This is a genomic window from Nonomuraea sp. 10N515B (assembly GCF_052245915.1).
GTDB lineage: Bacteria > Actinomycetota > Actinomycetes > Streptosporangiales > Streptosporangiaceae > Nonomuraea.
In genome coordinates, this window is the sequence record NZ_JBQQBQ010000007.1 from 237,932 (window position 1) to 263,254 (window position 25,323).

Genomic DNA, 25,323 nt, shown 5'->3' on the forward strand with positions numbered 1-25,323 from the left:
GTGGAGCAGCTCCGCAACACATCGCGACAAATGGACATAGGCATACAAATACCCAGGTTTCTCTTTACGTCGCGTGTGGCAGGCTCGACTGATTCAGCCTTGCGTTTTGGCGACTCCCCTCGTAGATCGGATAGGGCCACCACCATGCTGATGCGTCGAACAGGAGCGGTGCTCGCCGCCGCGGCCATGGCGATCGGCCTGGCCGCATGTGGTGACGCGAAGGCGTACTCCAGCGTCGAGCAGAAGATCAGGGAGGCCGGGGTCGTCACCATCGGCACCAAGTGGGACCAGCCGAACCTGAGTCTGAAGCAGGGGCCCGGCGATCCCACGGGCTTCGACATCGACGTCGCCAAGTACATCGTGAAAGAGCTGGCCGGCGGCCGGGACGTCACGATCACCTGGCGAGAGTCGCGACAGGCGAACCGTGAGGCGCTGCTCCACAACGGCACGGTGGACATGGTCGTCGCGTCGTACTCCATCACCGCGGCGCGCAAGAACTACGTGACCTTCGCCGGGCCGTACGTCATCGCTCACCAGGACACCTTGGTGCGGGCCGACGCCGCCCAGATCGTCATGGCGACCGACCTCGAGGACCGGCGCATCTGCCAGGTGCCGGGCTCCAACTCCTACAAGCGGATCACCGAGCCGCCCCCGGACGGCCGGCTCGGCCTGCGCGCCTCGCTGGTCGGCGCGGACTCCTACGCGGAGTGCCTGCAGAAGCTCAGCAGCGGTGAGCTCGACGCGGTGACGACCGATGACATGATCCTGGCCGGCCTGGCCAGCCACAACCCGCGCCAGTACAAGCTGCTGAAGAATCCGTTCACGGACGAGAGGTACGCCGTCGGGCTGAAGAAGGGCGACACGGCCACGTGCGAGGCGGTCAACCGGGCGGTCGCCAAGATGTGGCAGGACGGCACGGCCTCACGGCTACTGCAGAAGTGGTTCGGGAACACCGGCCTCAACCTCCCCACGACGCCACCGGCGGCCGAGAAGTGCAGCTGATCCGGGCGAGCGCCGACCCGCCCGCACGGCGGCCTCAGGACTAGGGGCGGGGAGCGCCGGCGCCCCGCATCTCCTCTTCGATGTCGCGGGCGGCCAGGGTCAGGGCGCTGACCAGACGCGGGAGGCCGTCTCGCGAGAAGCGGCTGGTGGGCATCGACACCGACACGGCTGCCTGAGCCCGGCCGTCCTCACCGCGCACGGCCCGGCCGATGGCGGTGACGCCCGATTCGGTCTTGCCGGCGTTGATGGCGAAGCCTCGCTCGCGGACGGTGCGCAGCTCACGACGCAGTGCCGCCAGATTGGGCCGCCGGTCCAGGCGGTCGGCCCACTTCGCCTCGCTGTAGAGCGCGTCGAGCCGCTCGGGCGGCAGGTCGGCGAGCATGACTTTGCCGCCCGAGGCCAGATGCGCGGGGAAGACCATGCCCTCGCGGTTGCCGACCCGTAGCGCCTGGGTGCATTCGACCGACGCGATGAACCGTACGTGGTCACCGGACAGGATCTGCAGGTTCGCACTCTCCCGGACCCGCTCGACCAGGCCGGCCAGGTGCGGCACGGCGACCGAGCGCAGCAGGGCCGTACGCGACTGCGAGCTCCCGCCCAGCGACAGGACCGGCCCGGCCGCGTATCGGTGGTCTTCGCGGCGGACCGCGAAGTCCCGGTAAACGAGCATGGCCAGCAGCCGGTGCGCGGTGGAGGGCGCCACCCCGAGGCGCCGCGCGGCCTCGCCCACACCGAACGGCCCCTCGACCTGCAGCATGACCGCCAGCTGGAGCGCGTGGTCGACACTCCGCACGGAGTAGTTGGGGGGATTCTTCATAGCAGAATCTCCTGTTCTTTTCTGGTCCCCACGATACAAGCTGGAAACCCGGCGGGCGGGCGGATATCCGCTTGTCACGCCGCAGGTTGAAGGAGCAGGAGCAGACATGACCGAGACCGCGAACTCCCCTGTTCGCCTCGCTGTGGTCGACTCGCCGGATCAGCCGACGCCGTCGGCGGCGCTGGCGGAGTTGTACAGCGGCTTCGAGAAGGAGCTGCTGGTACCGCTGTGGACGGAGATCGGCGACCTGATGCCGCTGCACCCACGCTCCAAGGCGGTCCCGCATCTGTGGCGGTGGGAGAGCCTGGTGGCCCTGGCGGACCGGGCCGGGCATCTCGTGCCGGTCGGCCGGGGCGGGGAGCGGCGGGCGATCGCCCTGGCGAACCCGGCGCTCGGCGGCCGGCCGTTCGCGACTCCGACGCTGTGGGCGGCGATCCAGTATCTGATGCCGGGCGAGGACGCTCCGGAGCACCGGCACACCCAGCACGCCTTCCGCTTCGTCGTCGAGGGCGAGGGGGTGTGGACCGTGGTCGGCCGTGATCCCGTGCCGATGCGCCGGGGTGACTTCCTGCCCCAGGCCGGATGGAACTGGCACGCCCACCACAACGCGGCCGACCGGCCGATGGCGTGGATCGACGGCCTGGACATTCCCTTCCAGTACGTCACGGAGTCGCAGTTCTTCGAGTTCGGCCGTGACCGGATCAGCGACGAAGAACGCACCACCCCCGAACGCTCTCGATCCGAGCGGCTGTGGGGCCACCCCGGCCTGCGCCCGGTTTCGTCCCTCGGCGCGCAGCCCGGCAGCCCGCTGTTGGCCTACCGGTGGGCCGACACCGACCGCGCGCTGACGGACCAGCTCGAGCTGGAGGCCGAAGGCCACGCCGGTACGCTCGAGCCCGGTCACGCGGCGGTGCGTTACATCAACCCCACCACCGGAGGCGATGTGCTGCCGACCATCCGGGTCGAGATGCACCGGATCCGCAGGGGCGCCGAGACCGCTCCCCGCCGGGAGACCGGCTCCTCGGTGTACCAGGTCTTCGACGGCAGCGGGCGGGTCACGGTCGGCGATCAGTCCTGGTCGGTCACCCGGGGTGATCTGTTCGTCGTCCCGTCCTGGATGCCGTTCTCGGCGAAGTCCGAGGCCTCGGCGTCCGACTCCGACTCCGCCGCCCTCGATCTCTTCAGGTTCAGCGATGGGCCGATTTTCGAGACGCTGCACTTGAACCGCGCCCACGTAGAAGGAATCAACGCATGAAGCTCGCCACCATCCGCACCGCAGAGGGCGCCACCCGGGCCGTGCGCGTCGAGGGGGAGACCCTGGTCGACCTCGGCCTCGCCGACCTCGGTGAGCTGCTGGCCCGGCCGGACTGGGCGGAACACGCCGCGCGGACGGAGGGGCCGGCGGCCGAATCCGCGGGCTACGCTCCCGTCGTGCCCCGCCCTGGCAAGATCATCTGTGTCGGGCTGAACTACCGCAACCACATCCTCGAAATGGGCCGGGAGCTCCCGCAGCACCCGACGTTGTTCGCGAAGTATCCCGAGGCGCTCGTCGGGGCGTACGACGAGATCAGGCTCCCACCGGAGTCCGAGGAGGTGGACTGGGAGGCCGAGCTCGCGATCGTCATCGGCAGGACCGTGCGGCGCGCCGGCGAGGCCGACGCCGCCGCGGCCATCGCGGGGTTCGCCGTTCTCAACGACGTCACGATGCGTGACTGGCAGTATCGCTCCCCGATGTGGCTGCAGGGCAAGACCTGGGAGGGCAGCACACCGTTCGGTCCCTACCTGGTCACCCCCGACGAGCTGGACGGCGGCAGTCGTCCCTCGCTCACCCTGACCGGCTCCGTCGACGGTGAGGTGGTGCAGCAGGCCGACACCTCCGACCTCGTGTTCGACCCCGTCGCCCTGGTGCGGTACATCTCCACGATCCTCACGCTCAGCCCCGGCGACGTCATCGCGTCCGGCACCCCAGGCGGGGTGGGTCACGCACGCAAGCCCGCCCGCTACCTCGCCGACGGGAGTGTCCTGGCCACCGAGATCACCGGGCTCGGCCGGTCCGAGGTCAAGGCCGTCGCCGAGCCGGTCGCGTGATGGCGGCCGACCGGAGCCGCGCCGACAGCCTGCGTTGGGTGGCGCAGGGCACCGCGATCTTCTTCGGCGCCCTGGCCGCCCTGCCGGACGACCTGCTGGAGCGGCCGACGGCGCTCGACGGCTGGAGCGGCAGGCATCTGCTGGCCCACGTCGCCGCCAACGCCGACGCGCTGGTCAACCTGGTGAACTGGGCCCACATCGGCGAGGAGCGGCCGATGTACTCCTCCCCGGCGCAGCGTGACGCCGACATCGAGGCAGGCGCGAGGCGGCCGGCCGCCGAGCTGTGCGCCTGGGCCGCACAGGCCGCCGAGACCCTCGACGCGCGGCTCGCCGAGCTGGACGAGCAGCAGTGGAACCACGAGGTCCGCACCGCCCAGGGCCGCACCGTCCCCGCCGAAGAGGTGCCCTGGATGCGTGCGCGCGAGGTCATGGTGCACGCCGTCGACCTCGGCGCCGGGGTGGAGTTCGACGATCTTCCGGACGATTTCCTCGCCGCCTTGATCGACGACATCGCCGCCAAGCGGTCCGGCGCCGCCGGGCCCGCGCTCGCCCTCACCGCCACCGGCCACGGTGGCACGTGGGCGGTCTCCGGCGCCGGCGACCCCACGCCGGTCACCGGCACCCTCGGCGGCCTCGCCGCCTACCTGTCCGGCCGCCGCTCGGACGGCGTCACCGGCACGGGGGGCGGGCCGGCGCCCGAGCTTCCGCGGTGGCTCTAGCTTGACGTCGCAAAAGCTATACAAATCGGACTTTGAGGGATAATCTTGGCATGCCTCAGCCGGGGGAGCTGAGGCCCAAAACTTTTCAAAGGCCCGGCCGGTCCTACACGGGGACGGACAGGGCGACGGTGAGACCCGATGACACGCTGCCCGTCACCGCGCCGAGCTGGCTCGTGTGCCCGTCGCTGAAGATGTTGTCGCTCTCCAGGGACACCTCGCTCAGCGTGCGCACGCTCTCGCTGTAGCCCTCGCTCCCGTACACCGCCTCACACGTGTCCTTGGGTAGCGCCACCTGGGACGTTGCGATCTTGTTGTCGGCGGTCGTCGCCTTGGCCAGGGCCGGATAGACCTCGAAGTGGAGGTGCGGCCACCGGCCCGGGTAACAGCCCGGGAAGATGCTCGTGAAGGTCACCTTTCCGCTGCTGTCGGTCTCCTGGACCCCGCGCAGGTAGTTCTCGTTGGTGACGGCCTCGGAGTACATGGAGTAGTTGCCGTCGCGGTCGCAGTGCCACAGATAGACCGCGGCCCCTGACAGTGCCGAGCAGTTGGCCGAGGTGTCCTGGATGGTCAGTTCGATGGTCAGGGGAACGCCCTGCGCGGTGCCCGACGCCGAGCCGAAGCTGGCGCGGATGTCGCTGCGGACGATGCCGCTCTGGCTGAGGATGTTCGGGCCGTTCGATCCGTCGCCCGGGTACGGGCCGGCGGTCTCTTCCGGGATCTCGGCGCAGCTCCCGCTCGTCGCCGCCGCGCTCCCCGAGCCGGTGGATGTGGACGCCGCCGTCGACGGGGCGCTGGTCGAGTCGCTGCCGCAGCCGACCAGGGTCGCCAGGCCCGCGCCGGCGAACAGGCCCAGGATCCGCCGGCGTTCCAGCAGCGTCGACACGTCGAACTGCAGCCCTCTGTCGAAGATGTCGTCGTGGTGGTGGTGCACTGTTCACTCCATGCTGAGCACACGCGCCGCTGCAGGCCGGCTCGGAGCGGGGGGCGGCGGCGCGTTGGGGGATCCTCATTTAAGCAGCCAGCACCTCAATTGTCCGACAAGCCCCCACCTTTCCGACATGGCTCATTAATTTTCGGCCATAATCAAGAGCCATCGATCGGTTGAGGGGCACGGCATGGGTGACGAGGGCAGGCGGTTCGCAGGAGTCGACACCAGCACACCCAACCTCGCCCGCATGCACGACTACTTCATCGGTGGGAAGGACAACTTCGCCGCCGACCGGGAGGCGGCCGACGCGGTGCTGGCCATCGCCCCGGAGGTCCGGGTGATGGCGCTGGAGCATCAGGCGTTCCACGCACGGGTGGTCCGCTTTCTCGCCGAGCAGGGCATCACCCAGTTCGTCAACCTCGGCTCAGGGCTGCCCACCGAGCACAACACGCACCAACTGGCCCGCTCGCTCGCCCCCGACGCCCGCGTCGTCTACGTCGCCAACGATCCGGTGGTGCTGACCCATGGCCGGGCGATCCTCGCCCGGGAGCCCGGGATCGTCGTCGTCGAGGGCGACGTCATGCATCCTGCCGATCTGCTCGCCGACCCCCTTCTCCAGCAGACGATCGACCTCGATCAGCCGGTGGCGGTGTTGCTGTTCGCCGTCCTGCAGTACATCCCGGACGGCAGCGATCCCTTCCGGCGTGTGGCCGAATTGCGTGACGCGCTGCCGGCCGGCAGCCACGTCGTCATCACGCATGTCGTCTTCGACGCGCGCCCGGAGATCGCTGAGCCGCTCGTCGATCTCTACAAGAAGATGCTGGGCGATGCGGACGGCGGGGCCCGCACCAAGGAGCAGGTGGCGCCCTTCTTCGACGGCCTCCACCTGGTCGAGCCCGGGTTGGTCTACGTCCGGGACTGGCGGCCCGATACCCCGTTCCTGCCGGAGAGGTCGGAGAAGGCCTGGGTGGTCGTGGGAGTCGGCCGGAAGCCCTAGCCGACCCTTCGGCGGTGTCCTCGGCGGGCCTCGGTGGGCTGAGGCCGCGAAGCCGTGCCACGGAGTGGCACGGACGCGTGCTCTCCTCCTCCGCCGGCCCTTCCATTCTCTTGTAACCCCCAGTCCACCCCGTGGTCTGTGGATCGACAGGTCCGGGTCCAGCCGAGGGAGTCCCTCCATGTCCAATGTGCCCGAGTCCGGCACGACGTCCGACGTGCCCGCGTCCGGCACCATGTCCGATATCGCCGCCCCCTCTCCGCCCACGCCGGCTCCCGCGAGTGACAAGCGCACGGTGTCGCGGGTCGTCGCCGCGAGCCTGATCGGCACCGTGGTCGAGTACTACGATTTCGCGGTGTACGGCACCGCCGCCGCCCTGGTCCTGGGCCCGGCGTTCTTCCCGTCGGGCAGTCCCACGGTCCAGACCCTCGCCGCCTTCCTCACCTTCGCCGGGGCGTTTCTGGCGCGGCCTTTCGGGGTGGTGCTGTTCGGGACCATCGGCGACCGGCTGGGGCGGAAGCGGGCCCTGGTCCTGTCACTGCTGCTGATGGGAACGGCCACGGTGGGGGTCGGGCTGCTCCCGACGTACGAGAGCGCCGGACTGCTCGCCCCCGTCCTGCTGGTGGCCCTGCGCCTGCTCCAGGGCGTGAGCATGGGCGGCGAGTGGGGCGGCGCCGTCCTGCTGGCCGCCGAGCACGCGCCGCCGGCCCGCCGGGCGATGTTCGCCTCCATCCCGCAGGCCGGGCCGCCCCTGGGTTTCCTGCTGTCCAGCGCGGTGATCCTGCCCACGCTGGCCATTGCCGGGCGTGACGGGTTCGCCGCCGGGGCGTGGCGGATTCCGTTCCTGTTCAGCGCGGCGCTCATCATCATCGGCCTGTGGGTGCGCAGCCAGGTGACCGAGTCCCCGGTGTTCACCTCCGCACCCCGTCGTACGGCCTCCCGCTTCCCGCTCGGCACGCTGGTCAAGGAACACCCCCGCCGGCTGCTGCTGGGCATCGGCGCGGCGATCGGCGGCTCGTCGGTCTACTACCTCACTACCGTCTACAGCCTGCAGTACGGGCCGAAGGCGCTCGGACTCTCGCAGGGCGCGGTGCTCACCGCCGCGAGCATCGCCGCCACGGCCGGAGCCCTGGCGACCGTTCCGGTGGCGCGGCTGGCCGACAAGGTCGGCAGGCGTCCTGTGATGCTGGCGGGCCTCGTCGGCTGCGTGCTCTGGGCGCTGCCCATGTTCGGCTCGCTGCAGACCGGCAACGGCCTGGTGATCACGGGAGCGTTCACGCTGGGGCTGGTGCTGTTCACGATGAGCTTCGCGCCGATCGCCGCCTTCCTGCCCGAGCTCTTCCCCGCGCGGCTGCGGTACACCGGCGCGTCGGCGGCCTTCATCCTCGCCAACACGCTCGGCGGCGGCTTCGCCCCGGTCGTCGCCACCTGGCTGAACACCCACTGGGCGTCACCCCTGGTGCTCGGCGCCTATGCGGGGGCGCTGTGCCTGCTCAGCCTCCTCTGCGTGCTCGCGCTGCCGGAGACCCGCGACCACGAATTCGCCGCCTGACCACTGCTCCCTGCTCATCACGCCCGGGACCTGCCGATATGGCCGATCCCGGGCGTTTACATCGCCGAAACTGTCCCTTAAAGTGGACTCGCGTCCATCATGGTGGTCGCTTTGAAGGAACCCCAGGAGACCTCCATGGCTACGTCCCACCGCGATCCAGGCGCCGACCTGGAATTCGCCGAGCCGGACCAGCGGCAGCCCACGGCCGTCGACAAGGCGCTCGTCCTGCTGAAGTCGCTCGCCGACCACGACCGCGAGATCGGGGTCAGCGAGCTGGCGCGGCGCACCGGGCTGACCAAGTCCACAGCCTTCCGCCTGCTCGGCATCCTTCACCGCAACGACCTCGTCGAGCGCGTCGGCAGCGACTACCGGCTGGGCACGCGGCTGTTCGACATGGGCGCCCGGGTCTACGGCCCGACCTCGCTGGTGTTGCGGGAGCGCCTGCTGCCGTATCTCGCCGACCTGTACGAGCTGACCCACGAGACGGTGCACTTGGCCGTGCTCCATGACACCGGGATCGTGTACATCAACAAGATCCACGGCCATCGGCCGGCGCGATGCCCCTCCCAGATCGGCGCCCGCCTGCCGGCCTACTGCACCGGGGTCGGCAAGGCGCTGCTCGCCTTCGATCACGACGCCGCCGAGGCGGCCATCGCGGAGGGACTGGCGCCGCGCACCGGCTCCACGCTCACCGACCCCGCCCATTTCCGGGCTGAGCTGGGGCGGATCAGGGTGGACGGGGTCGCCTACGACCGGCAGGAGGCCGTCCCGGGTCTCGTCTGCGTCGCCGTGCCGATCATGAACGGGGCGGGCAGGCCGGTGGCCGCGTTGTCGGTGGCGGGTGCTCACCATCGGTTCGATCCCGCACGCTTCGCCCCGGCGCTGCGCCGGGTCGCGTACGAGGCGTCACGGGCGATCATCGCGGCCCAGCGGCAGGCGGCGAGCGGCTGAACCGCGGCACGCGGCGGACGGCGAGCGGCTGAACCGCGGCACGCGGCGGACGGCGAGCGGCTGAACCCCGGCGCGCGGGAGCGGGGTTACCGGCCCATCGACCGGTCAGCGCGGCTGGCCGTCGTGGGTCCGGGCCACGCCCATCGCCCCGGTGCCCGGCTGGACACGGGGCACGCTGACCACGACGTGGACCAGACTCTCTCCGTCCAGCGATTCGTAGAGGTGCGGCCGGTCGGCCGGATAGCGGACGAAGTCGCCGGTGCTCAGCTCGACCGCGTAGTCCACGGGTCCCACCCGGACCCGGCCGCTGATCACGTACAGGTGCTCCAGGGTGCCGACCGGATGGGGGGCGGACGGCTCGCCGGCGTCGTCGCCGGCCGCCGGAAGGATGCGGAGCAGGTAGTTCTCGATCACGCCGGAGCCGTAGACGTGGTCGAGCGAGCGGGACTCGTAGCCTCCGTGCTGACGCCACGCCACGTCGTCGCCGCGCTGGACGACCATGACCTGCTCGCGTTCGGCCACCAGCCGCGTCACCGGCACGCCGAGCGCTTCCGCGACGGAGAACAGCGTGTCCACGGTCGGATTGCCCGTGCCCTGCTCGATCGTGGACAGCGTCTGCTTGGCCAGCCCGGCCTGCCGGGCCAGCTCGGCCAGTGACATGCCCCGCTGCTCTCTGAGGAGCCGCACATTGCGCGCGACCACGGTATTTCCCGATGACACGGCACCACTTTAGGCGCAGCCGGCCGAGCGCGGTGGCGAGGGCCTCCTTCAACGGGCGTCAGCCGTCGGCGCCGCCTTACGTTCGGTTAAATTGCCCGAAAGTTTCGGTCACCGGGAAGGCTTCGTCGTGCTTTCCCGGACGATGAGCTCGGTGCCGAGCTCGATGCGGGGCTGAGCCGGCGGCTCGCCCTGGGCGAGCTTGAGCAGCATGGTCGCGGCGGTGGCCGCCATCTCGGCGAGTGGCTGGCGGATCGTGGTCAGCGGCGGGGTCATCCATTGCGTCGAGGGCAGGTCGTCGAAGCCGACCACGCTCAGGTCGTGCGGGATGCGCAGTCCGAGCTGGTGCGCCGCACGGTAGACGCCCACGGCCTGTCCGTCGTTGCAGGCGAAGACGGCGGTCGGCGGGTCGGGCAGGCGCAGCAGCCGGTTCGCCTGGGCCAGGCCGCCCTCGACGACGAAGTCGCCTCGGCCGATCAGGTCCGGGTCGACGGGCACCCCGGCCATGTCCAGGGCGGTGCGGTAGCCGTCAAGCCGGGCACGGCTGGACAGCGCGTAGTCAGGGCCGGTGATGATGGCGATGCGCCGGTGCCCGAGGTCGAGCAGGTGGCGCGTAGCCGCCAGCCCGCCGTTCCAGTTGCTTGCGCCCACCGTGGGCACCTGCTGCCCCGGATCGCCTGACGGATCGAGCAGGACCAGGGGGACGCCGCGCGTGGCGAGCTGGTCGCGCTGCTCCTTCGTCAGGTCGGCGAATACCGCGATCACGCCGGTAGGGCGGCGGCTCAGCACGGCCTCGATCCAGCCCTTGCCGGGGGTGTGGCGGTGTTGCAGCTCCGACAGGACGACGGCCAGCTGGTGCTCGCGGACCACCTGTTCGACGCCCTTGGCGATCTCCACCGGGTAGTCGCCCTCCAGGGCGTGGAAGACCAGCTCCACCAGCGGGGCCGGGCTGGCCCGCCGCCGCTGCGGGCGATAGCCGTGCTCGCGGATGAGCCCTTCGATGAGGGCGCGGGTCTCGGGCGCCACCTCGGTGCGACCGTTGACGACCTTGGAGACGGTTGCCGTGGACACCCCGGCCAGCTCGGCGAGTTGCGCGATGGTGAGTGGCTGGGGCGGGGCGCCATCGCCTGCGGACGGCTCTTCGGTCGCGGTCATGGCCGCAGTCTAATGGGACGCTTTCGGCAAGTTGCCTTAACTGTTTCGCGGAACTTACCAGCCGGTTCTTGACGGATTTCCGAGAATCCCCCTACAGTCCCGGGGTTAACGATCGGAATTAATTACGAAACTTTTGAGGTAGCCCGTGAAGCTCCGCATCGCAACACCGGTCGTGCTCGCCGCGGCCATCGCCCTGACCGCATCCGCCTGTGGAGGCGGCGGCGGCAGCATCTCGGCCCCGCCGTCAGGCGACGGCAAGTCGTTCGAGTTCTGGTCGTTCACCGGGATCGACCAGAAGACGTCGGTCGACAAGTACCAGAAGGACAACCCGGGTGTGCAGGTCAAGCTGACCGAGGTGGGGGGCTCCACGGAGACGGCACAGGCCCTGACCACGGCGCTGGCCGGCGGCAAGGTGCCGGACCTCGTCCTCATCCAGGGTGACGACCTGCCCAAGTTCGTGCAGCAGCCGCAGAACTTCCACGACCTGCGGCAGCTCGGCGCGGACAAGATCAAGGGCGATTACCTGGACTGGGTGATGAGCCAGAGCACCGCCAAGGGCGGCGAGATCATCGGCATTCCGACGGACGTGGGCGGCATGGCGGTGGCGTACCGCCATGACCTGTTCAAGGAGGCCGGGCTGCCGACGGACCGGGAGGAGGTGGGCAAGCTCTGGCCGACGTGGGACGCCTTCATCGAGACGGGCAAGAAGTACACCGCGGCCACCGGGAAGGCGTTCGTCGACAACGCCGCCACCAGCGTGTTCTACCAGGCGGTCAACCAGGGGCCGATGAAGTACTACGACCCCTCGGGCAACGTCGTCTACAGCACCAGCCCGCAGGTCAAGACCGCGTTCGACCTGGCGATCAAGACGGCGCAGGCCGGGATCACGGCCAAGCAGAGCTCGTTCTCCGACGGCTGGAGCGCGGGTATAGGCAAGGGCCAGTTCGCGGTGGTCTCCGCGCCGGCGTGGTTGCTGGGACAGATCGAGCGGAACGCCCCCGACACCAAGGGCAAGTGGGACATCGCCGCCATTCCCGGCGGAGCGGGCAACTGGGGCGGCAGCTACCTGGCCATCCCCAAGGGCGCCAAGAACCAGAAGGCCGCCTGGGACTACATCACGAAGACACAGTCGCCGCAGAGCCAGCTGGAGCACTTCGTCGACTCGGGGTCGCTGCCTACCACCCCGTCGGTCTACAAGGACCCGAAGCTGACCGGGCACAAGGACTCGTTCTTCTCCGACGCGCCGACCGGGACGATCTACACCAACTCGCTGCTCGGGCTCAAGCCGTTCCACGTCGGCACGGACAGCGCCGCCATCGGTCAGGAGTTCCTGAACGCGCTCGAGAACGTGGAGCAGGGCAAGGGCGACGCCGCCAAGGCATGGGACGCGGCGCTGGCCAACATCAAGACCGCCATCGGTAAGTAGGACCGGCGTGACGACGACTCTCAGCACGTCGCGGGCGGCCGGTACGCCGCCCGCGGTCCCCACCCGGGTCCGGCAGAGCATCCGCGAGCGCGTCGCCCCGTACGCCTACATCGCGCCGTTCTTCCTGATCTTCGCGGTGTTCGGCCTGGTGCCGCTGCTGTTCACGTTCTACGTGGCGCTGTTCGACTGGAACCCGATCGGCGAGCAGGTCTTCATCGGCCTGGACAACTTCACCCGCCTGCTCGACGACGCCCGGTTCTGGAACGCCGCCTGGAACACCATCAGCATCTGGCTGTGGTCGACCGTGCCGCAGCTGCTGCTGGCGCTGGCCCTGGCGCACCTGCTCAACCACGCCCGGCTGCGGTTCGCGGTGTTCTTCCGGATGTCGATGCTGGTGCCGTACATCACCTCGGTCGCGGCCACCGCTATCGTCTTCGCCCAGATGTTCGACCGCGACTACGGCCTGCTCAACTGGTTGCTCGGGCTGGTGGGAGTGGAGCCGATCGACTTCAAGCAGTCGGTGTGGGGCAGCCACCTGCTCATCGCGGCGATGGTCGCCTGGCGCTGGTTCGGCTACACGACCCTGCTGTATCTGGCCTCGCTGCAGGCGATCCCGCGCTCGCTGTACGAGGCCGCGGCGGTCGACGGCGCGGGCAGCTGGAAGCAGTTCCGCCACATCTCCATCCCGTCCCTGCGGCCGGTCATCGTGTTCACGATCGTGACCTCCACGATCGGCGGACTGCAGATCTTCACCGAGCCGCTGCTCATCTCCCGGGTCTCGGCGGTGACCTGCGGGCCGGTCCGCCAGTGCCAGACGCTCACACTCTTCCTGTACGAGCAGGGCTTCGGCCAGTTCCAGTTCGGCTACGGCGCCGCCATCGGCGTGGCGCTGTTCGTCCTGATCATCGCCTTCGCCACGCTCAACTACCTCCTGTCCACCCGCGTCCGCCCGGAGCGCTGATGAACAAGGCCAACCGTGTCCGCTGGTGGACCTATCTCCTCCTCGGCCTGGCCGTTTTCGCCTGCCTGTTCCCGCTGTACTGGATGTTCGTGGTCGCCAGCACCGACAGCGCGACCGCCACCCAGCTGCCGCCCGAGATCGTGCCCGGCGGCAACTTCTTCCACCTGGCCGGGCTGGTCCTCGAGACGGTGCCGTTCATCAGCTCTATGGTCAACAGCCTCATCGTGGCCGGGGCCATCGCGGTCGGGCACGCCGTGCTCTGCTCGCTGGCCGGCTTCGCCTTCGCCAAGCTGCGCTTCCGCGGCCGCAATGCGTTGTTCCTGATCGTGGTGCTGACCATGACCGTGCCGACCCAGCTCGCGGTCATCCCGCAGTACATGATCATATCCAACCTGGGCTGGGTGGACACCCTGCAGGCGCTCATCGTGCCCGGCCTGGCCAGCGCGTTCGGCATCTTCTGGATGCGTCAGCACATCGGTGCCACGATCAGCGACGAGCTCCTCCAGGCCGCCCGCATCGACGGGGCCACGACCTGGCAGATCTTCTGGCGGATCGCGTTCCCGCTGGTGCGGCCGGCCGCGTTCGTGCTCGGCCTGCTCGGCTTCGTCACCGCGTGGAACGACTTCCTGTGGCCGTTCATCGTGCTGAAGTCGCCCGAGATGTACACCGCGCAGATCGCCATCAAGGCGCTGCAGAACAGCTTCGACATCGACCTCGGGCTCGCCATGTCCGGCTCGTTCCTGGCGACCTTGCCGCTGCTGGTGTTGTTCATCTTCGTCGGCAGGCGGATGGTGGCCGGGATCATGGACGGTGCCTTCAAAGGCTGATCATTCCCCTCGCCGGCGCCGCCTGTGCATCGCGCACGGGCGCGCCGGTAGAGGCCTCGCGATCAAGCGCTGGACACAGAGGGACGCAGGTGCCCGTTGCGCACCAGCCAGATGGCCTTCTCCAGGTCAGGGGTGAGATAGCGGTCGTCGCCCAGGGGTGTGACGTACCTCCTGATCTCCGTGTGCAGGCCCTGGGTGACGGCGCCGAGCGGCAGGCCCGCCATCTTCTGCGCGATGAGATCGACTCCCTGGGCCGCCATCAGATACTGGACCGACAGGACGATTTCCAGCCGGTCCAGGTTCTCGTGCAGGTGCCGGACCGAGGCCATCGCCATCGTGTTGTGGTCCTCCTGCCCGTCCTTGACCGGCCGGGACAGCGTCCCCGCAGGCGCGGCCCTGACCTGCATCTCCGGGACCAGCGCCGCGGCCACCGTCTGCACCTGTACCATCCCGGAGTTCAGCCCGACCGTGCCACCGGCGAGGTTCGCCGGAAGGCCGTAGCTCCACCGGGGCGACAGCAGCCGTCCCGACAGTTCCTGCGACAGCACCCCGATGTCGGCGATCTCCGCGTTGAGGGTGTCGGCCAGATGCCCCATGATGGAGCCGTCCCAGTTGCCGCCCATCACGAACTCGTAGCCCGGCCCTTCCTCCCGCTTGAAGATCAGCGGGTTGGAGGTCGAGGAGTTGGCCTCCCGCAGCAGAGTCCGGTGCGCGTCGGCGAGCTCGTGCCGCAGGCCGGCCATGATGTGCGGCGCCGCCCGCACCGACACCGCGTCCTGGATGCGCGGCTCGTAGTTGGCCGGGTCGAGGCGCTTGCGTCCCTCCTCCGTCATCCAGCCCGAGCCTGCCACCATCTCCCGCAGCCGCGCGGCGACCGCGTCCTCCTCGGGGATGTGGCGTTCCTTGTGCGTACGCGCGTCGAGCGATCCCCGCTCGGCCCTGGTCGCCTCCATGAACAGGGCGAAGGCGCCCTCCGCCTGGTCGGCGAGCACGGTGGCCCGGTGCACGGCGTGCAGCAGGGTGGCGGCCAGGACCGTGCTGCCGCTGACGATCGGCAGCGCTTCCCCGGCCTGGAGGGTGAAGTCCCTGGGCAGCCCGGCCTTCGGCAGCAGCTCGGAGGCCGGCCCCTCGACCCCCTGGTAGCGCACCGGCGCGTTCTCGCCGATCATCGCCAGCCCGGCCGCCGCCTGCGGCTGCAGGTCCCCGGTGCCCAGAGAGCCGATCTGCGGCATCCGCGGCACGACGCCCGCGTTGACCATGTCCAGCAGCCGCTGGGGCACCTCGGGTCGTACCCCGACCTTTCCCCTGGCCATCTGGTTCGCCTTGAGGATCATGACCAGCCGGACCACGTCGTCGGGCAGCGGCTCGCCGACGCCCGCGGCGTGCGAGCGCAGGACGTTGCGCTGGAACTGCTCGGCCTGCTCGGGCGTGAGCGGACGGTCCTTCAGCGGCCCGAGCGCCTGGTTCCAGCCGTACACCCGCTGGTTCTCCAGGGCCTTCAGCGCCCCCGCCCGCGTGGTGATCATGTTCTCCCGCGCGTTCGGCGCGAGCTGGGCAGAGACCGGACGGCCATCGAGGATGGCGAGCGCGTCCTGGAGGGAGAGGGAACCGCCGTCCAGCACCAGGCTCAGCACCGGCGCAGGCGCCGCTGCCATAGAAGGCGGGGCGGGTTCGGCGACTGCCTGCCCCGGCGCGCACAGGGCGGCCAGCAGGCCGACGACGGTCGCCATTCGTCCGATGGTGGTCATCAAGGTGGTCCCCCTGCCCTCGCGATCAAGAGCGATGCTGCTCCGTTATAGCGGTGGGGCCAGACAGAGCCGGGGACGGCTCGACACCGCAGAGACGAGTGCTGACCTGGTCTCGACCGGTCCTATGCAGTGCGATGCCCTTTCTGTGCCCGTGCTGTGCCAGAGCGGAGCGGGCTCCGTCATCCCGAGACGGGAATGCGCAGCACGAACCGGGCGCCGATGTCGGAATCCTCGATGGTCAGGGTGCCCTGGTGGGCCGTCGCGATCTCGCGGGCGATCGGCAGGCCGAGCCCGGTGCCGCCGATGTCGCGGCTACGCGCGTCGTCCAGGCGGGTGAAGCGCTCGAAGACGAGGTCGCGCTGGGCGGGGGCGATGCCCGCGCCGTCGTCGAGCACCTCGAGCACGGCCTCCCCGCCCTCCTGCCGCACCGTCACGTCGATCCGCGTCTCGGCGTGCCGCTCGGCGTTGTCCAGCAGGTTCGTCAGCAGGCGGACCAGCTGCAGGCGGTCGCCCATGATGACCACGCTCTCCTGCGTGTGGGTGATGAAGCGCTTGGTGCGCGGCCTGGTGGTCTCGGCGACAACGAGCTCGCCGAGGTCCACGTGCTCTCGGCGGCTGGGGGCGTCGGCGTCCAGCTTGGTCAGCGTGAGCAGGTCCGAGACGATGGCCTGGAGCCGGTCCAGACTGGCGAGCACCTCCGTGCCCGTCGCCTGCCAGTCGGTGTCCTCGGGGTGGAGCATCGCCTCCTCGACCTGGGTACGCATCGCGGTGATCGGGCTGCGCAGGTCGTGCGAGGCGTCGCCGGCGAACCTGCGCTGCCGCTCTATCGCGATCTCCTGCTGCCGCATCGCCGCCTCCAGCCGCTCCAGCGTCTCGTTGGCGGTCTCGGCCAGAGCCCTGAGCTCGTCGTCGGTGTCCGGCACGGGAACCCGCATCCCGCCGCCACCCGCGGTGATCTCGGCCAGCCTCGTCGTGATGCTGCCCACCGGCGCGAGCGTCCGGTGCACGACCCGCGACACCCCCAACCAGGTCACCGCGGACAGCCCGGCCGCCATGCCGATCAGGAACAGGATCACCTGCAGGCTGACGTACCAGGGCACGGTCGGCTCGAAGGCGTAGATGACCCAGGTGCCGTCCGGCTGGTACGCGCGCAAGGCGACCACGATCTTGCACGTGCCGGGAAAGGCCGGCAGATCGCAGAGCTCCGCGTCGTCGTTGGCCTGGTCCGGGCGGGGGATCGCGGTGGTCTGGCGGGGCGCGCCGGCCAGGCTCCGCGTCCAGGTGACCGGATGCCCGGCCGGGTCGATCACTTGGATGCCGTCGAGCCCGTCCGGCTCCAGCAACCGGGGCAACTGGTACTTCTTGACCAGCATGAGCACGCGCAGGGCTTTGCCGGACACCTCGAGCGACCGGATGTCCCGGGCCTCGTCCCGCGTGCCGTACAGCACGAACGCGCTGACGACGATGTTCAGCAGGACCATGGCGATGCTGGCGAGCAGTGCCAGCCGCGTCCGCAGTGAACGGCGCAACCGTGCTCTCACGCGTCTTCCCCCCGGCGATCAGAAGATCACGGTTGTCGCGCTCGCCGCTAACTTAGGGAGATTCCTCAATAAATACCACCAGAAGGCCAGTCCGCCCCTTGACGAGACCGTGGATCGGCATAAATGATTATCCCTACTTAAAAAGTAGAGAAAGGGGAGATCGTGCGAGCGCTCATCCTGCTCGGCCTGGTCGGGTTCGCGGCCCAGCTCGTCGACGGCAGCCTCGGCATGGCCTACGGGGTCACTTCCAGCACGCTGCTGCTGGCCGTCGGCACCAACGCGGCCGCGGCCTCGGCCACCGTGCACCTGGCCGAGATCGGCACCACGCTCGCCTCGGGCATCTCCCACTGGCGCTTCGGCAACGTGGATTGGAAGGTCGTCGCCAAGATCGGCGTCCCGGGCGCCCTCGGTGCCTTCGCCGGGGCGACGTTCCTGTCGAGCCTGTCCACCGAGGTCGCCGCGCCGGTCATGTCGATCATCCTGCTGGTGCTGGGCGCGTACATCCTGGTCCGTTTCACCGCTTTCGGGCTGCCGCGCGGCAACCTCGGCAAGCCGCTGCGCAAGCGCTTCCTGGCCCCGCTCGGCGTGCTGGCCGGCTTCGTCGACGCCACCGGTGGCGGCGGCTGGGGGCCGGTCGGCACCCCCGCCATCCTGGCCAGCGGCCGGCTGCAGCCGCGCAAGGTGATCGGGTCCGTCGACGCCAGCGAGTTCCTCGTCGCGATCGCCGCCAGCATCGGCTTCTTCGTCGGCATCGGCTCGGAGAACATCGACTTCGCCTGGGTCGCCGTCCTGCTGCTCGGCGGCGTCATCGCCGCGCCGATCGCGGCCTGGCTGGTCCGCCACATCCCGCCACGCATCCTCGGCTCGGCCGTGGGCGGTGTGATCATCCTGACGAACGTGCGGACCCTGCTGCGCAGTGACTGGATCGACGCCTCCGGTGGTGTCCAGACGGTCGCCTACCTCGCCATCGCCGTGGTCTGGGCCGCCGCCATCGCCTACTCCGTCCGCGAATACCGCCGCGACAAGGCCACCGAGTCGGTCGAGGCGGTCGAAACCGAGCTACGCGGCCGGACCCCCGAGGAGGAGCAGGCCTCCGCATGAGGGCCGCCGGCGGCTCACTCCGGCTCGTTCGCGGCGGGGCCTCCCACGGTGAACGGTGTGGTGACGTCCTCGTACATCAGGTGGGCGGTGAGCCCTTCCGAGGCGTGGGGCAGGTTGTGGCAGTGGTCCATCCAGATGCCGGGGTTGTCGGCGACGAAGGCGATCTCGTACGACTCGCCGGCGGCGACCTCGAGGGAGTCCACCCACCAGGGGCTGCCCGAGGCGGCCACGCCGTCGCGGCTGAGCACCACCGCGTGGTGGCCGTGCAGGTGCATGGGGTGGGCCTCGCCGCTGTCGTTGGATATCCGCATCCGCACCACGTCGCCCTCGGCCACGTGGAACATCGGCACGTCGGGATAGAGGTGCCCGTTGATCGTCCACCACAACCCGGGCACCCCGTCGAGGAAGCCGGGGCGGCGTCCCATGTCGTACGCGAACCGCCGATCGGGCTTGCCGGGATCGAAGGCGAGCGGCGCAGGGGCGCCGTACGTGAGAAGGTCCAGCGTCGGCCCCGGCCGGGGGACCGGAGGCAAGGTGTGCGACGTGGAGCCGAGCACCACGCCGGTCGGGCCGCCGAGGTGGATCCGGACCGGTGAGCCGTCCGCGGGCATGGTCACCTCGAAGTCCGCGCGTCCTCCCGCGGCCACCGCCACGGCCTTGTCCTGGACGTGGGCAGCCCCGTTGATCTCCGTGCCGTCGACGGCCACCAGCCGGTACGGCGCACCGCTGACCCAGGTCGGCATGAGGCCGTACTCGGTGTTGATCACCCGGACCCGCACCCGCGCCCCTGGCGGCGCCTGGACGGGGACGTCGCCCTCACGCCCGTTGACGGTGCGCACCCCGTTGTACAGGTGCACCAGCGCCACGACGTCCGTGGCCTTCTCCCGCGTCACCGGCGCGACCACCAGCGCCCCGAGCAGGCCCCCGCGAACCTGCTCGTGCGACATCTGGTGTGAGTGATACCAGAACGTGCCTGCCTGGTCGGCGACGAAGCGGTAGGTGAACTCCTTGCCGATGCCGACCGCGTCCTGGGTGACGCCGGCGACACCGTCCGCGGCGTTGGGCACGTCGACGCCGTGCCAGTGCAGCGTGATCCCGCCGGGCACCGACTCGTTGATCAGCCGCACCTGCACCAGCTGGCCCTTGGTGGCCTTGATGACCGGCCCCGGCGACTGGCCGTTGAGCGTATACCCCTCGAAAGCGCGGCCCGAGGGCAGCAGGAACCGCTGCTTTCGGGCGACCATGGTCACCGCCACGTCGGCGCGGCGGCCCGGGTCGGCGACCAGCCGCGTGACGTCCCGCCTCGCGCCCGCGTGCGCTCCCTGGGCCGAGGCGCCCCGGCCGGCGTGTGCACCGTGGGCCGAGACGCCTTCTCCCGCGTGCTCCATGGCGCCGCGCGGCCCGCCGCCGTAGTCGACGTGCCCCATGTCCGTGACCGCGTACGTCTCCGGCAGCAGGCTGTCCTGCCACAGCCAGATCAGCGGCCCCAGCACGGCCAGGGTCGCGGCGCCCGCGACGGCCAGGCGCACGCGGCCACCGCTCCAGCCCTTGCGCTGCATGGAACCCGCCGTCACCCGCGAACCGCGAGCTGCGGTTCCGGAGCGCGCACCGCCGCGCCGCGACGTGCCGCGTAGAGCGCGGAGGTGAACAGCAGCAGCGCGTTGATCCCGTGCACGGCGCCGATCAGGGGGATGTCGTGGCCGAGGATGCCGAACGTGACCTGCAGGACGACGAGCAGGACCACCAGGCCGGCCGCCTTCACGGCCCCCGGGACCTTCGCCCAGAAGGAGCTGATCAGCAGGAGCAGCGCGATGACGGGGATGGCGATCATCCCGTTGATGCCGTGGATGATGAGGCCGATGAACTCGGGGAACGGCATTTCGCCGCTCTCGCCGAGCGTCTTGTCGAGCACGCCGCCCTCGCCGACCCACTTGCCCATCCCGGCGTCACCCCAGACCATGACCGCCGCCTGCACGGCCACCTCGATGGCCACCAGGTAGGCCAAGACCTTGTAGACGTGTTTCACCACGCCCTCCCCTCTCAAGAGACCGCTTGTCTCGCGTGCCACGGTAGGGAGCGCCACTTGGGGAGGAATGGTGGGCGACTTGGAACGTGCTTGGCGCGGGGCCCCGGTCGCGTCGGCGAGCGGGGAGTCGCGACCGTGGCGGACCTTCACGGGCGGGCATACCTTCCGGCAAGTTGTCGTGGGGTCGCCCGCCTGCTCCGGGCGGGCGCGCTAAGAAGATCCGGTGGCATCGAACACGTCGTGGTGGCGCGCCGATCCGTGGCGGGCGCTGCTGATCCTTGTGGCCTGCTGCTACGGGATCGCGCAACTGATCGTCGTCACCCCCGGCATGGGGCTCGGGTGGGACGAGTCGATCTATGTCAGCCAGGTGGATCCGCGGGCGCCCGCGGCCGAGTTCATCGCGCCTCGCGCCCGGGGGATCACCTTGCTGGTCGCTCCGGTGGTGCTGGTCACCTCCTCGACGGAGGCGTTGCGGATCTACCTCTGCCTGCTGTCCGCCCTGGCGTTGTACGCGTCGTTCGGGATCTGGCTGCGGGTGCGGGCCGGGGCGATGGCGCCGCTCGCCGCCCTGCTGTTCGCGTCCTTGTGGTTGGCGTTGTTCTACGGCGGCCAGGTCATGCCGAACCTGTGGGTCGCCTTCGGCGCGGTGGCTGCCGTCGGCTCCTTCCTGCGCTGCGTGCGGCCGGGCAGCGGGCGCGGCCCGGCGATCGGGCTGGCGCTGAGCGTGGCCGCGGTGGCCCTGCTGCGGCCGCCCGACAGCCTGTGGCTCGTGCTCGCGCTCGCGGCGGCACTCGCCCGGCCGGCATGGCGGCAGGCCAAGGTCACCGCCGCCCTGGTCGCGGGGCTGGTCGTGGGGTGGGCTGACTGGATCGTCGAGGCGTACGCACGTTTCGGCGGGCTCGCCGCCCGCTGGCAGGCCGCCGGCGCGGCGAACGAGACCGGCCTGCACGTCACCCTGCTCGAACACGCCCGCGCCCTCAACGGCCCGCTGCTCTGCCGCCCTCCCGCGCACTGCGGGCCCGTCCCGCCGTCCTGGCTGCTGTGGGCAAGCGCGATCCCCGTTCTCGTCCTGCTCGGCCTGTACGCGGCCCGGCGGCGCGGACACCTGGCCGCCTGCGCGGTGCCGGCCCTCGCCGGCCTGCTGATGGGCCTGCCGTACGTCTTCCTGGTCGGGTACGCGGCGCCCCGCTTCCTGCTTCCCGCGTACGCGCTGCTGGCGCTGCCGATCGCGTACGGCGTCCTCCGGCTGCTGGACCACCGGCCGCGACGGGCCCTTGCCGGCCTCGTGGCCGCGGGCTTCCTCGCCCAGTTCACCCTGCAGGGGCTCACGCTGGACAAGGTCGTCGCCCCCCGGCTGGCCAAACGCCAGGCCGACGTCGAGGTCGCGCGCGCGTTGAGCGCCCTGGAGCTGCGCCCGCCCTGCCTGGTGTACGGCGAGCACGCGGCGATGATCGCCTACCGGGTGGGCTGCGAGTCGTACACGATCCTGCGCTGGCCGCAGCAGTCGGCGGCGCCCGCCCCGATACGCGCCGCCCAGAGCGCGGGCAAACATGTGGTCGCCGTCGACAGGGGCCGGCAGGCCGCCGCGCCCTTCCTGCTGGACTGGGAATGGAGGCCGCTGCCGGAGGCGCGGCCCGGCACGTGGCAGGCGTACCTGCCCCCGCCGCACTCGTAGGCCCGGCCCAGTGAGTGACCGGTGGGTGAGCGGAAACACACGGACGGCTGATCCAGGCCGGACCCGATCATAAGCGACGAATGGAACAATTTCGTGTTTGTGTTATGCGAGTGGTGATTCTCCCGTCTCCTGTCCGGAGCTACGGAGGCTCCGGATCGAGGTAATGGATGTACGCACGGCCGACGTACGAGGTTGAAACGGTGCTCGCGGCCCGGGCGGGCGACCGCGCCGCCGTCGACGAGCTGGTCAGAAGCCACCTGCCGCTCGTGTACAACATCGCCGGCCGGGCCATGAACGGCCACCCGGACGTGGACGACGTCGTCCAGGAGACGATGGCCCGGGTCGTGACCGGCCTGTCCGGGCTGCGCGACCCGGAGAGCTACCGCTCCTGGCTGGTCGCCATCACCATGAACCAGGTACGGGAGTGGCGCCGGGCTACGGCCGCCACCCTGTCCGCCCTCGACGAGGCCCTGGGCCTGCCCGACCCGGGCGCCGACTTCGCCGCCGTCACGATCACCCGCCTCCGCCTGTCCGGGCAGCGCAGGGAGACCGCGGAGGCCGCCCGCTGGCTCGACGCCGACGACCGCGAGGTGCTCGCGCTGTGGTGGCTGGAGGTCGCGGGGGAGCTCACCAGGGCCGAGCTGGCCGCCGGGCTGGGAGCGAACGAGCAGCACGCCGCCGTCCGCGTGCAGCGCACCAAACGCCGCCTGGAGAGCGCCCGCGCCGTGGTGCGCGCCCTCACCGGCACCTGCCCGGAGCTGGCCGCGGCGGCGGCGCGCTGGGACGGGGCGCCGTCCGACCTATGGCGCAAGCGGCTGTTCCGGCACGTGCGCGAATGCCCGGCGTGCAGCGCCCAGGCGTCCGATCTGGTGCCGGCCGACCGGCTGCTGGCCGGGATCGGCCTGGTGGCCATCCCCGCGGGCACCGTGATCGGCCTCGTCGAGCTCGCCCGCACCGCCGCCGTGCCGGCGTTGAAGGGCGGCCTGCTGGCCAAGGGCAAAGCGGCGGCCGGCTCCCTGCTGGCGGCCAAGCCGGTCGCGGTCGCCGCCGCCGGCGCGACGGTGATCGCCGGGGGAGCGATGGTCGTCCAGACCATCAGGCCCGAGGCTCCCGAGCGGGCCGCGCCGGTGATCGCCACGTCGTCGCCCGCGACCGCCCCGCGGACCACCGGCCCGTCGGCGCCCACGGTCTCCGCGCGCCCGCTCAGCCCGAAGCCGACGCCGAGCCCTCCGGCCGGCGCGTACGGCAGGACCGTCGACGCGGTGGATCAGGCCCTGCCCAAGAACCGCCCCCCGGCCCCGCTGCCCCGGCGCCGCGCCGGCCAGGTCGCCTTCGTCGGCGAGTACGGGCATGCCCGGTTCGGCGGACCCGGGCTGACCAAGCGGGGCCACTACCTCACGATCACCGGAAGGGGCTACTTCCTCGTCCGCCTGGGGATCCTCTACCACAACCGGGTCGGCCCCTTCCCACCCGTCACCTGGACCGGGCTGAAGGGCAAGCTGTTCCACGTGGCCTCGGGCGGCGGGCGCCGCATGGATGACGAACAGGCGCCGGGCGTCACCTGGATGGGCTCCCCGCAGACCGGTTACGTCCAGCTGCCCAGCGGACACCAGCAGAGATGGCAGAACGAGTTCTACTACATCGACGGCAGCGTCACCGTGCACAACAACGACGGCGGCGGCGGTAACGCGGACGTCGACTTCACCGTCACGCCCAAGACCTGGGAGGACGTCTGGGCCGACCTCTCGGCCAAGCCCGACCGGGCCAGGAGCATCCTCCGCTACGGCCTCACCCGCGACACCGGCGACGATCGAGCCCCCGTCCCGCAGTACGTCACCAGGAAACGACCCGCGGATCCGGCCCTGGTCCCGCAGCGCAGCCAGGTCTCGACGAGCCGATGACCCGATTTTGTGTTATCCGCGACCTCCGCCGGACGTCTCCTGTGACGGCGGACACCTGACCGCCCGCGTGGCCCGCTTCCGACGGGGGAGGAAGCGGGCCACGCCACGGCGGTGACCTGCGCGGCCGTCACGGTTTGCGGGCGACCCCACAGAACGCGTCCACCTCGGCGGGCAAGCCGAACACGTCCGACTCCACTCGCCAGCGGGAAACGGACACGACGCCCGGCTCCACGAGCTCCAGCCCGTCGAAGAACCGGACCATCTCGGCGGGGGAGCGCAGCCGGTACTGGTAACCCTCGCCGCGCTCGCGCAGCTGCTCGGCCTCGGCCGCCGCTTCCGGCTTGATGACGTTGGTGCCGTCCTCGAACACCAGGTAGCTGCCGGACGGCAGCGCGTCCATCAGCTGCTTCACCAGCGCGTATGCCTGATCGTCGGCCATGATGGTGCCCATCACGCCCAAGAGCATGACCGCCGTCGGCTGGGCGAAGTCCAGCGTCTTGCCCGCGGCCGCCAGGATGGCGTCCGGGTCGCGCACGTCGGCCTCGATGTAGTCGCAGGCGCCCTGGGGGTCGCTGGTGAGCAGGGCGCGGGCGTGCACCAGCACGAGGGGGTCGTTGTCGACGTACACGACGCGGCTGGATGGGGCCACGCCCTGCGCCACCTCATGGGTGTTGTCCACGGTCGGCAATCCGGTGCCGATGTCCAGGAACTGCCGGATGCCGGCCTCGCCGGCGAGGAACCGGACCGCCCGCCCGAGGAACGCCCGGGCGTGCCGGGCGATGTCCTCCATGCCGGGGTAGGCCTCCTTCAGCTTGGCGGCCATTTCCCGGTCGACCGGGTAGTTGTCCTTCCCCCCCAGCCAGTAGTTCCAGACCCTGGCCTGATGCGGCCGGGTGGTGTCGATCCTGGCGAGCAGGTCCGGGTCCGGAGGGGACGAGTCTTCCGTCACGAGCGCTCCACCTCATATACGGCGTTTGCGGGCTTTCAAGATAGCGCGGACTCCATGGGTGCATCTGGTAGGTGCGTCGGCAGAGAGGAACTTGACGGTTTGCCGACACTCTCCAGATGCCGCTGCCGGTGTCGGCATGCTCATGCTGGCCCTGGTGTTCCAGACGCTCGCCGTACGCAAGCCGCAGCTGGACGCCGGCGTGTATGCCGACGCCAAGGCCGGGTTCGGCCAGTTCCCCGGCTTCT

General features: G+C 70.5%; 22 protein-coding genes. 13 read left to right on the plus strand and 9 right to left on the minus strand.

Going from position 1 to position 25,323, the window contains the following annotated elements; all coding sequences use genetic code 11:
- Nucleotides 1-150 precede the first annotated feature (150 nt).
- The gene (locus ACTWQA_RS13045; protein WP_443159485.1) at nt 151-1,002 is read left to right on the plus strand and encodes a glutamate ABC transporter substrate-binding protein; all 852 of its coding nucleotides are present in this window, start codon (nt 151-153) and stop codon (nt 1,000-1,002) included.
- Between the two features lie 40 nt (nt 1,003-1,042).
- Here the strand turns inward: ACTWQA_RS13045 and ACTWQA_RS13050 are convergent, their stop codons facing one another.
- On the minus strand, nt 1,043-1,819 hold the full coding sequence (locus tag ACTWQA_RS13050) for an IclR family transcriptional regulator (RefSeq protein ID WP_443159486.1): 777 nt from the start codon (nt 1,817-1,819) through the stop codon (nt 1,043-1,045).
- A 106-nt stretch (nt 1,820-1,925) separates the two neighbouring features.
- Here ACTWQA_RS13050 and ACTWQA_RS13055 point away from each other — a divergent pair, with 106 nt between their 5' ends.
- The 3 genes from ACTWQA_RS13055 to ACTWQA_RS13065 are packed head-to-tail and all read left to right on the plus strand — an operon-like array spanning nt 1,926 to nt 4,626.
- Nucleotides 1,926-3,074 (plus strand): cupin domain-containing protein, encoded by a 1,149-nt coding sequence (locus ACTWQA_RS13055; RefSeq protein ID WP_443159487.1) that lies wholly within the window; start codon nt 1,926-1,928, stop codon nt 3,072-3,074.
- Nucleotides 3,071-3,907 carry a fumarylacetoacetate hydrolase family protein gene (locus tag ACTWQA_RS13060; protein WP_443159488.1) on the plus strand — a complete coding sequence of 279 codons (837 nt, stop codon included), beginning with the start codon at nt 3,071-3,073 and terminating at the stop codon, nt 3,905-3,907. Before ACTWQA_RS13055 ends, ACTWQA_RS13060 begins: the two co-directional genes overlap by 4 nt.
- On the plus strand, nt 3,907-4,626 hold the full coding sequence (locus ACTWQA_RS13065; protein WP_443159489.1) for a maleylpyruvate isomerase family mycothiol-dependent enzyme: 720 nt from the start codon (nt 3,907-3,909) through the stop codon (nt 4,624-4,626). Before ACTWQA_RS13060 ends, ACTWQA_RS13065 begins: the two co-directional genes overlap by 1 nt.
- A 103-nt stretch (nt 4,627-4,729) precedes the next feature.
- Here the strand turns inward: ACTWQA_RS13065 and ACTWQA_RS13070 are convergent, their stop codons facing one another.
- Nucleotides 4,730-5,557 (minus strand): dioxygenase family protein, encoded by an 828-nt coding sequence (locus tag ACTWQA_RS13070; RefSeq protein WP_443159490.1) that lies wholly within the window; start codon nt 5,555-5,557, stop codon nt 4,730-4,732.
- 184 nt (nt 5,558-5,741) lie between these two features.
- On the opposite strand from ACTWQA_RS13070, the gene ACTWQA_RS13075 reads away from it, so the two are divergent.
- The 3 genes from ACTWQA_RS13075 to ACTWQA_RS13085 all read left to right on the plus strand — a co-directional run bounded on the left by ACTWQA_RS13075 (nt 5,742) and on the right by ACTWQA_RS13085 (nt 9,051).
- Entirely contained in the window at nt 5,742-6,551 is an 810-nt protein-coding gene (locus ACTWQA_RS13075; RefSeq protein ID WP_443159491.1) for an SAM-dependent methyltransferase, read from the plus strand.
- A gap of 178 nt (nt 6,552-6,729) precedes the next feature.
- Nucleotides 6,730-8,100 carry an MFS transporter gene (locus ACTWQA_RS13080; RefSeq protein WP_443159492.1) on the plus strand — a complete coding sequence of 457 codons (1,371 nt, stop codon included), beginning with the start codon at nt 6,730-6,732 and terminating at the stop codon, nt 8,098-8,100.
- Between the two features lie 135 nt (nt 8,101-8,235).
- Entirely contained in the window at nt 8,236-9,051 is an 816-nt protein-coding gene (locus ACTWQA_RS13085; protein ID WP_443159493.1) for an IclR family transcriptional regulator, read from the plus strand.
- Nucleotides 9,052-9,156: 105 nt separating this feature from the next.
- Here ACTWQA_RS13085 and ACTWQA_RS13090 read toward each other — a convergent pair whose 3' ends face one another.
- Both ACTWQA_RS13090 and ACTWQA_RS13095 read right to left on the minus strand, forming a co-directional pair.
- Nucleotides 9,157-9,771, minus strand: coding sequence for a helix-turn-helix domain-containing protein (locus ACTWQA_RS13090; protein ID WP_305923480.1), 615 nt, complete (start codon nt 9,769-9,771; stop codon nt 9,157-9,159).
- A 108-nt stretch (nt 9,772-9,879) separates the two neighbouring features.
- On the minus strand, nt 9,880-10,923 hold the full coding sequence (locus tag ACTWQA_RS13095; protein ID WP_443159494.1) for a LacI family DNA-binding transcriptional regulator: 1,044 nt from the start codon (nt 10,921-10,923) through the stop codon (nt 9,880-9,882).
- Nucleotides 10,924-11,068: 145 nt separating this feature from the next.
- Between ACTWQA_RS13095 and ACTWQA_RS13100 the strand changes: the two genes are divergently transcribed.
- The 3 genes from ACTWQA_RS13100 to ACTWQA_RS13110 are packed head-to-tail and all read left to right on the plus strand — an operon-like array spanning nt 11,069 to nt 14,137.
- On the plus strand, nt 11,069-12,349 hold the full coding sequence (locus ACTWQA_RS13100) for an ABC transporter substrate-binding protein (protein ID WP_443159495.1): 1,281 nt from the start codon (nt 11,069-11,071) through the stop codon (nt 12,347-12,349).
- Between the two features lie 7 nt (nt 12,350-12,356).
- Entirely contained in the window at nt 12,357-13,310 is a 954-nt protein-coding gene (locus tag ACTWQA_RS13105) for a carbohydrate ABC transporter permease (protein ID WP_443159496.1), read from the plus strand.
- Nucleotides 13,310-14,137, plus strand: coding sequence for a carbohydrate ABC transporter permease (locus ACTWQA_RS13110; protein WP_443159497.1), 828 nt, complete (start codon nt 13,310-13,312; stop codon nt 14,135-14,137). The genes ACTWQA_RS13105 and ACTWQA_RS13110 overlap by 1 nt, the downstream gene beginning before the upstream one ends.
- A gap of 62 nt (nt 14,138-14,199) precedes the next feature.
- On the opposite strand, the gene ACTWQA_RS13115 is transcribed toward ACTWQA_RS13110, so the two are convergent.
- On the minus strand, nt 14,200-15,867 hold the full coding sequence (locus ACTWQA_RS13115) for an HAL/PAL/TAL family ammonia-lyase (RefSeq protein ID WP_443159498.1): 1,668 nt from the start codon (nt 15,865-15,867) through the stop codon (nt 14,200-14,202).
- Between the two features lie 197 nt (nt 15,868-16,064).
- Complete coding sequence (locus ACTWQA_RS13120; RefSeq protein ID WP_443159499.1) at nt 16,065-17,426, minus strand: sensor histidine kinase; 1,362 nt, start codon at nt 17,424-17,426, stop codon at nt 16,065-16,067.
- 162 nt (nt 17,427-17,588) lie between these two features.
- Here ACTWQA_RS13120 and ACTWQA_RS13125 point away from each other — a divergent pair, with 162 nt between their 5' ends.
- Complete coding sequence (locus ACTWQA_RS13125) at nt 17,589-18,527, plus strand: sulfite exporter TauE/SafE family protein (RefSeq protein WP_443159500.1); 939 nt, start codon at nt 17,589-17,591, stop codon at nt 18,525-18,527.
- Nucleotides 18,528-18,541: 14 nt separating this feature from the next.
- On the opposite strand, the gene ACTWQA_RS13130 is transcribed toward ACTWQA_RS13125, so the two are convergent.
- Together ACTWQA_RS13130 and ACTWQA_RS13135 are read right to left on the minus strand one after the other, a co-directional pair.
- Nucleotides 18,542-20,101, minus strand: coding sequence for a multicopper oxidase family protein (locus ACTWQA_RS13130; RefSeq protein ID WP_443159501.1), 1,560 nt, complete (start codon nt 20,099-20,101; stop codon nt 18,542-18,544).
- Nucleotides 20,098-20,553 (minus strand): hypothetical protein, encoded by a 456-nt coding sequence (locus ACTWQA_RS13135; protein WP_443159502.1) that lies wholly within the window; start codon nt 20,551-20,553, stop codon nt 20,098-20,100. Before ACTWQA_RS13135 ends, ACTWQA_RS13130 begins: the two co-directional genes overlap by 4 nt.
- Nucleotides 20,554-20,776: 223 nt before the next feature.
- Between ACTWQA_RS13135 and ACTWQA_RS13140 the strand changes: the two genes are divergently transcribed.
- Entirely contained in the window at nt 20,777-22,228 is a 1,452-nt protein-coding gene (locus ACTWQA_RS13140) for a hypothetical protein (RefSeq protein WP_443159503.1), read from the plus strand.
- Between the two features lie 167 nt (nt 22,229-22,395).
- Nucleotides 22,396-24,129, plus strand: a complete 1,734-nt coding sequence (locus ACTWQA_RS13145) for a sigma-70 family RNA polymerase sigma factor (RefSeq protein WP_443159504.1) — start codon at nt 22,396-22,398, stop codon at nt 24,127-24,129.
- Nucleotides 24,130-24,256: 127 nt separating this feature from the next.
- On the opposite strand, the gene ACTWQA_RS13150 is transcribed toward ACTWQA_RS13145, so the two are convergent.
- Nucleotides 24,257-25,078 carry an SAM-dependent methyltransferase gene (locus tag ACTWQA_RS13150; RefSeq protein ID WP_443159505.1) on the minus strand — a complete coding sequence of 274 codons (822 nt, stop codon included), beginning with the start codon at nt 25,076-25,078 and terminating at the stop codon, nt 24,257-24,259.
- Nucleotides 25,079-25,323: the final 245 nt, after the last annotated feature.

What these genes read in the sequence shown, in the direction of transcription:
- ACTWQA_RS13045 (WP_443159485.1), top strand. Translation starts at nt 151, where the DNA reads ATGCGTCGAACAGGAGCGGTGCTCGCCGCCGCGGCCATGGCGATCGGC.
- ACTWQA_RS13050 (WP_443159486.1), bottom strand. Translation starts at nt 1,819, where the DNA reads ATGAAGAATCCCCCCAACTACTCCGTGCGGAGTGTCGACCACGCGCTC.
- ACTWQA_RS13055 (WP_443159487.1), top strand. Translation starts at nt 1,926, where the DNA reads ATGACCGAGACCGCGAACTCCCCTGTTCGCCTCGCTGTGGTCGACTCG.
- ACTWQA_RS13060 (WP_443159488.1), top strand. Translation starts at nt 3,071, where the DNA reads ATGAAGCTCGCCACCATCCGCACCGCAGAGGGCGCCACCCGGGCCGTG.
- ACTWQA_RS13065 (WP_443159489.1), top strand. Translation starts at nt 3,907, where the DNA reads ATGGCGGCCGACCGGAGCCGCGCCGACAGCCTGCGTTGGGTGGCGCAG.
- ACTWQA_RS13075 (WP_443159491.1), top strand. Translation starts at nt 5,742, where the DNA reads ATGGGTGACGAGGGCAGGCGGTTCGCAGGAGTCGACACCAGCACACCC.
- ACTWQA_RS13080 (WP_443159492.1), top strand. Translation starts at nt 6,730, where the DNA reads ATGTCCAATGTGCCCGAGTCCGGCACGACGTCCGACGTGCCCGCGTCC.
- ACTWQA_RS13085 (WP_443159493.1), top strand. Translation starts at nt 8,236, where the DNA reads ATGGCTACGTCCCACCGCGATCCAGGCGCCGACCTGGAATTCGCCGAG.
- ACTWQA_RS13095 (WP_443159494.1), bottom strand. Translation starts at nt 10,923, where the DNA reads ATGACCGCGACCGAAGAGCCGTCCGCAGGCGATGGCGCCCCGCCCCAG.
- ACTWQA_RS13110 (WP_443159497.1), top strand. Translation starts at nt 13,310, where the DNA reads ATGAACAAGGCCAACCGTGTCCGCTGGTGGACCTATCTCCTCCTCGGC.
- ACTWQA_RS13115 (WP_443159498.1), bottom strand. Translation starts at nt 15,867, where the DNA reads ATGGCGACCGTCGTCGGCCTGCTGGCCGCCCTGTGCGCGCCGGGGCAG.
- ACTWQA_RS13145 (WP_443159504.1), top strand. Translation starts at nt 22,396, where the DNA reads ATGTACGCACGGCCGACGTACGAGGTTGAAACGGTGCTCGCGGCCCGG.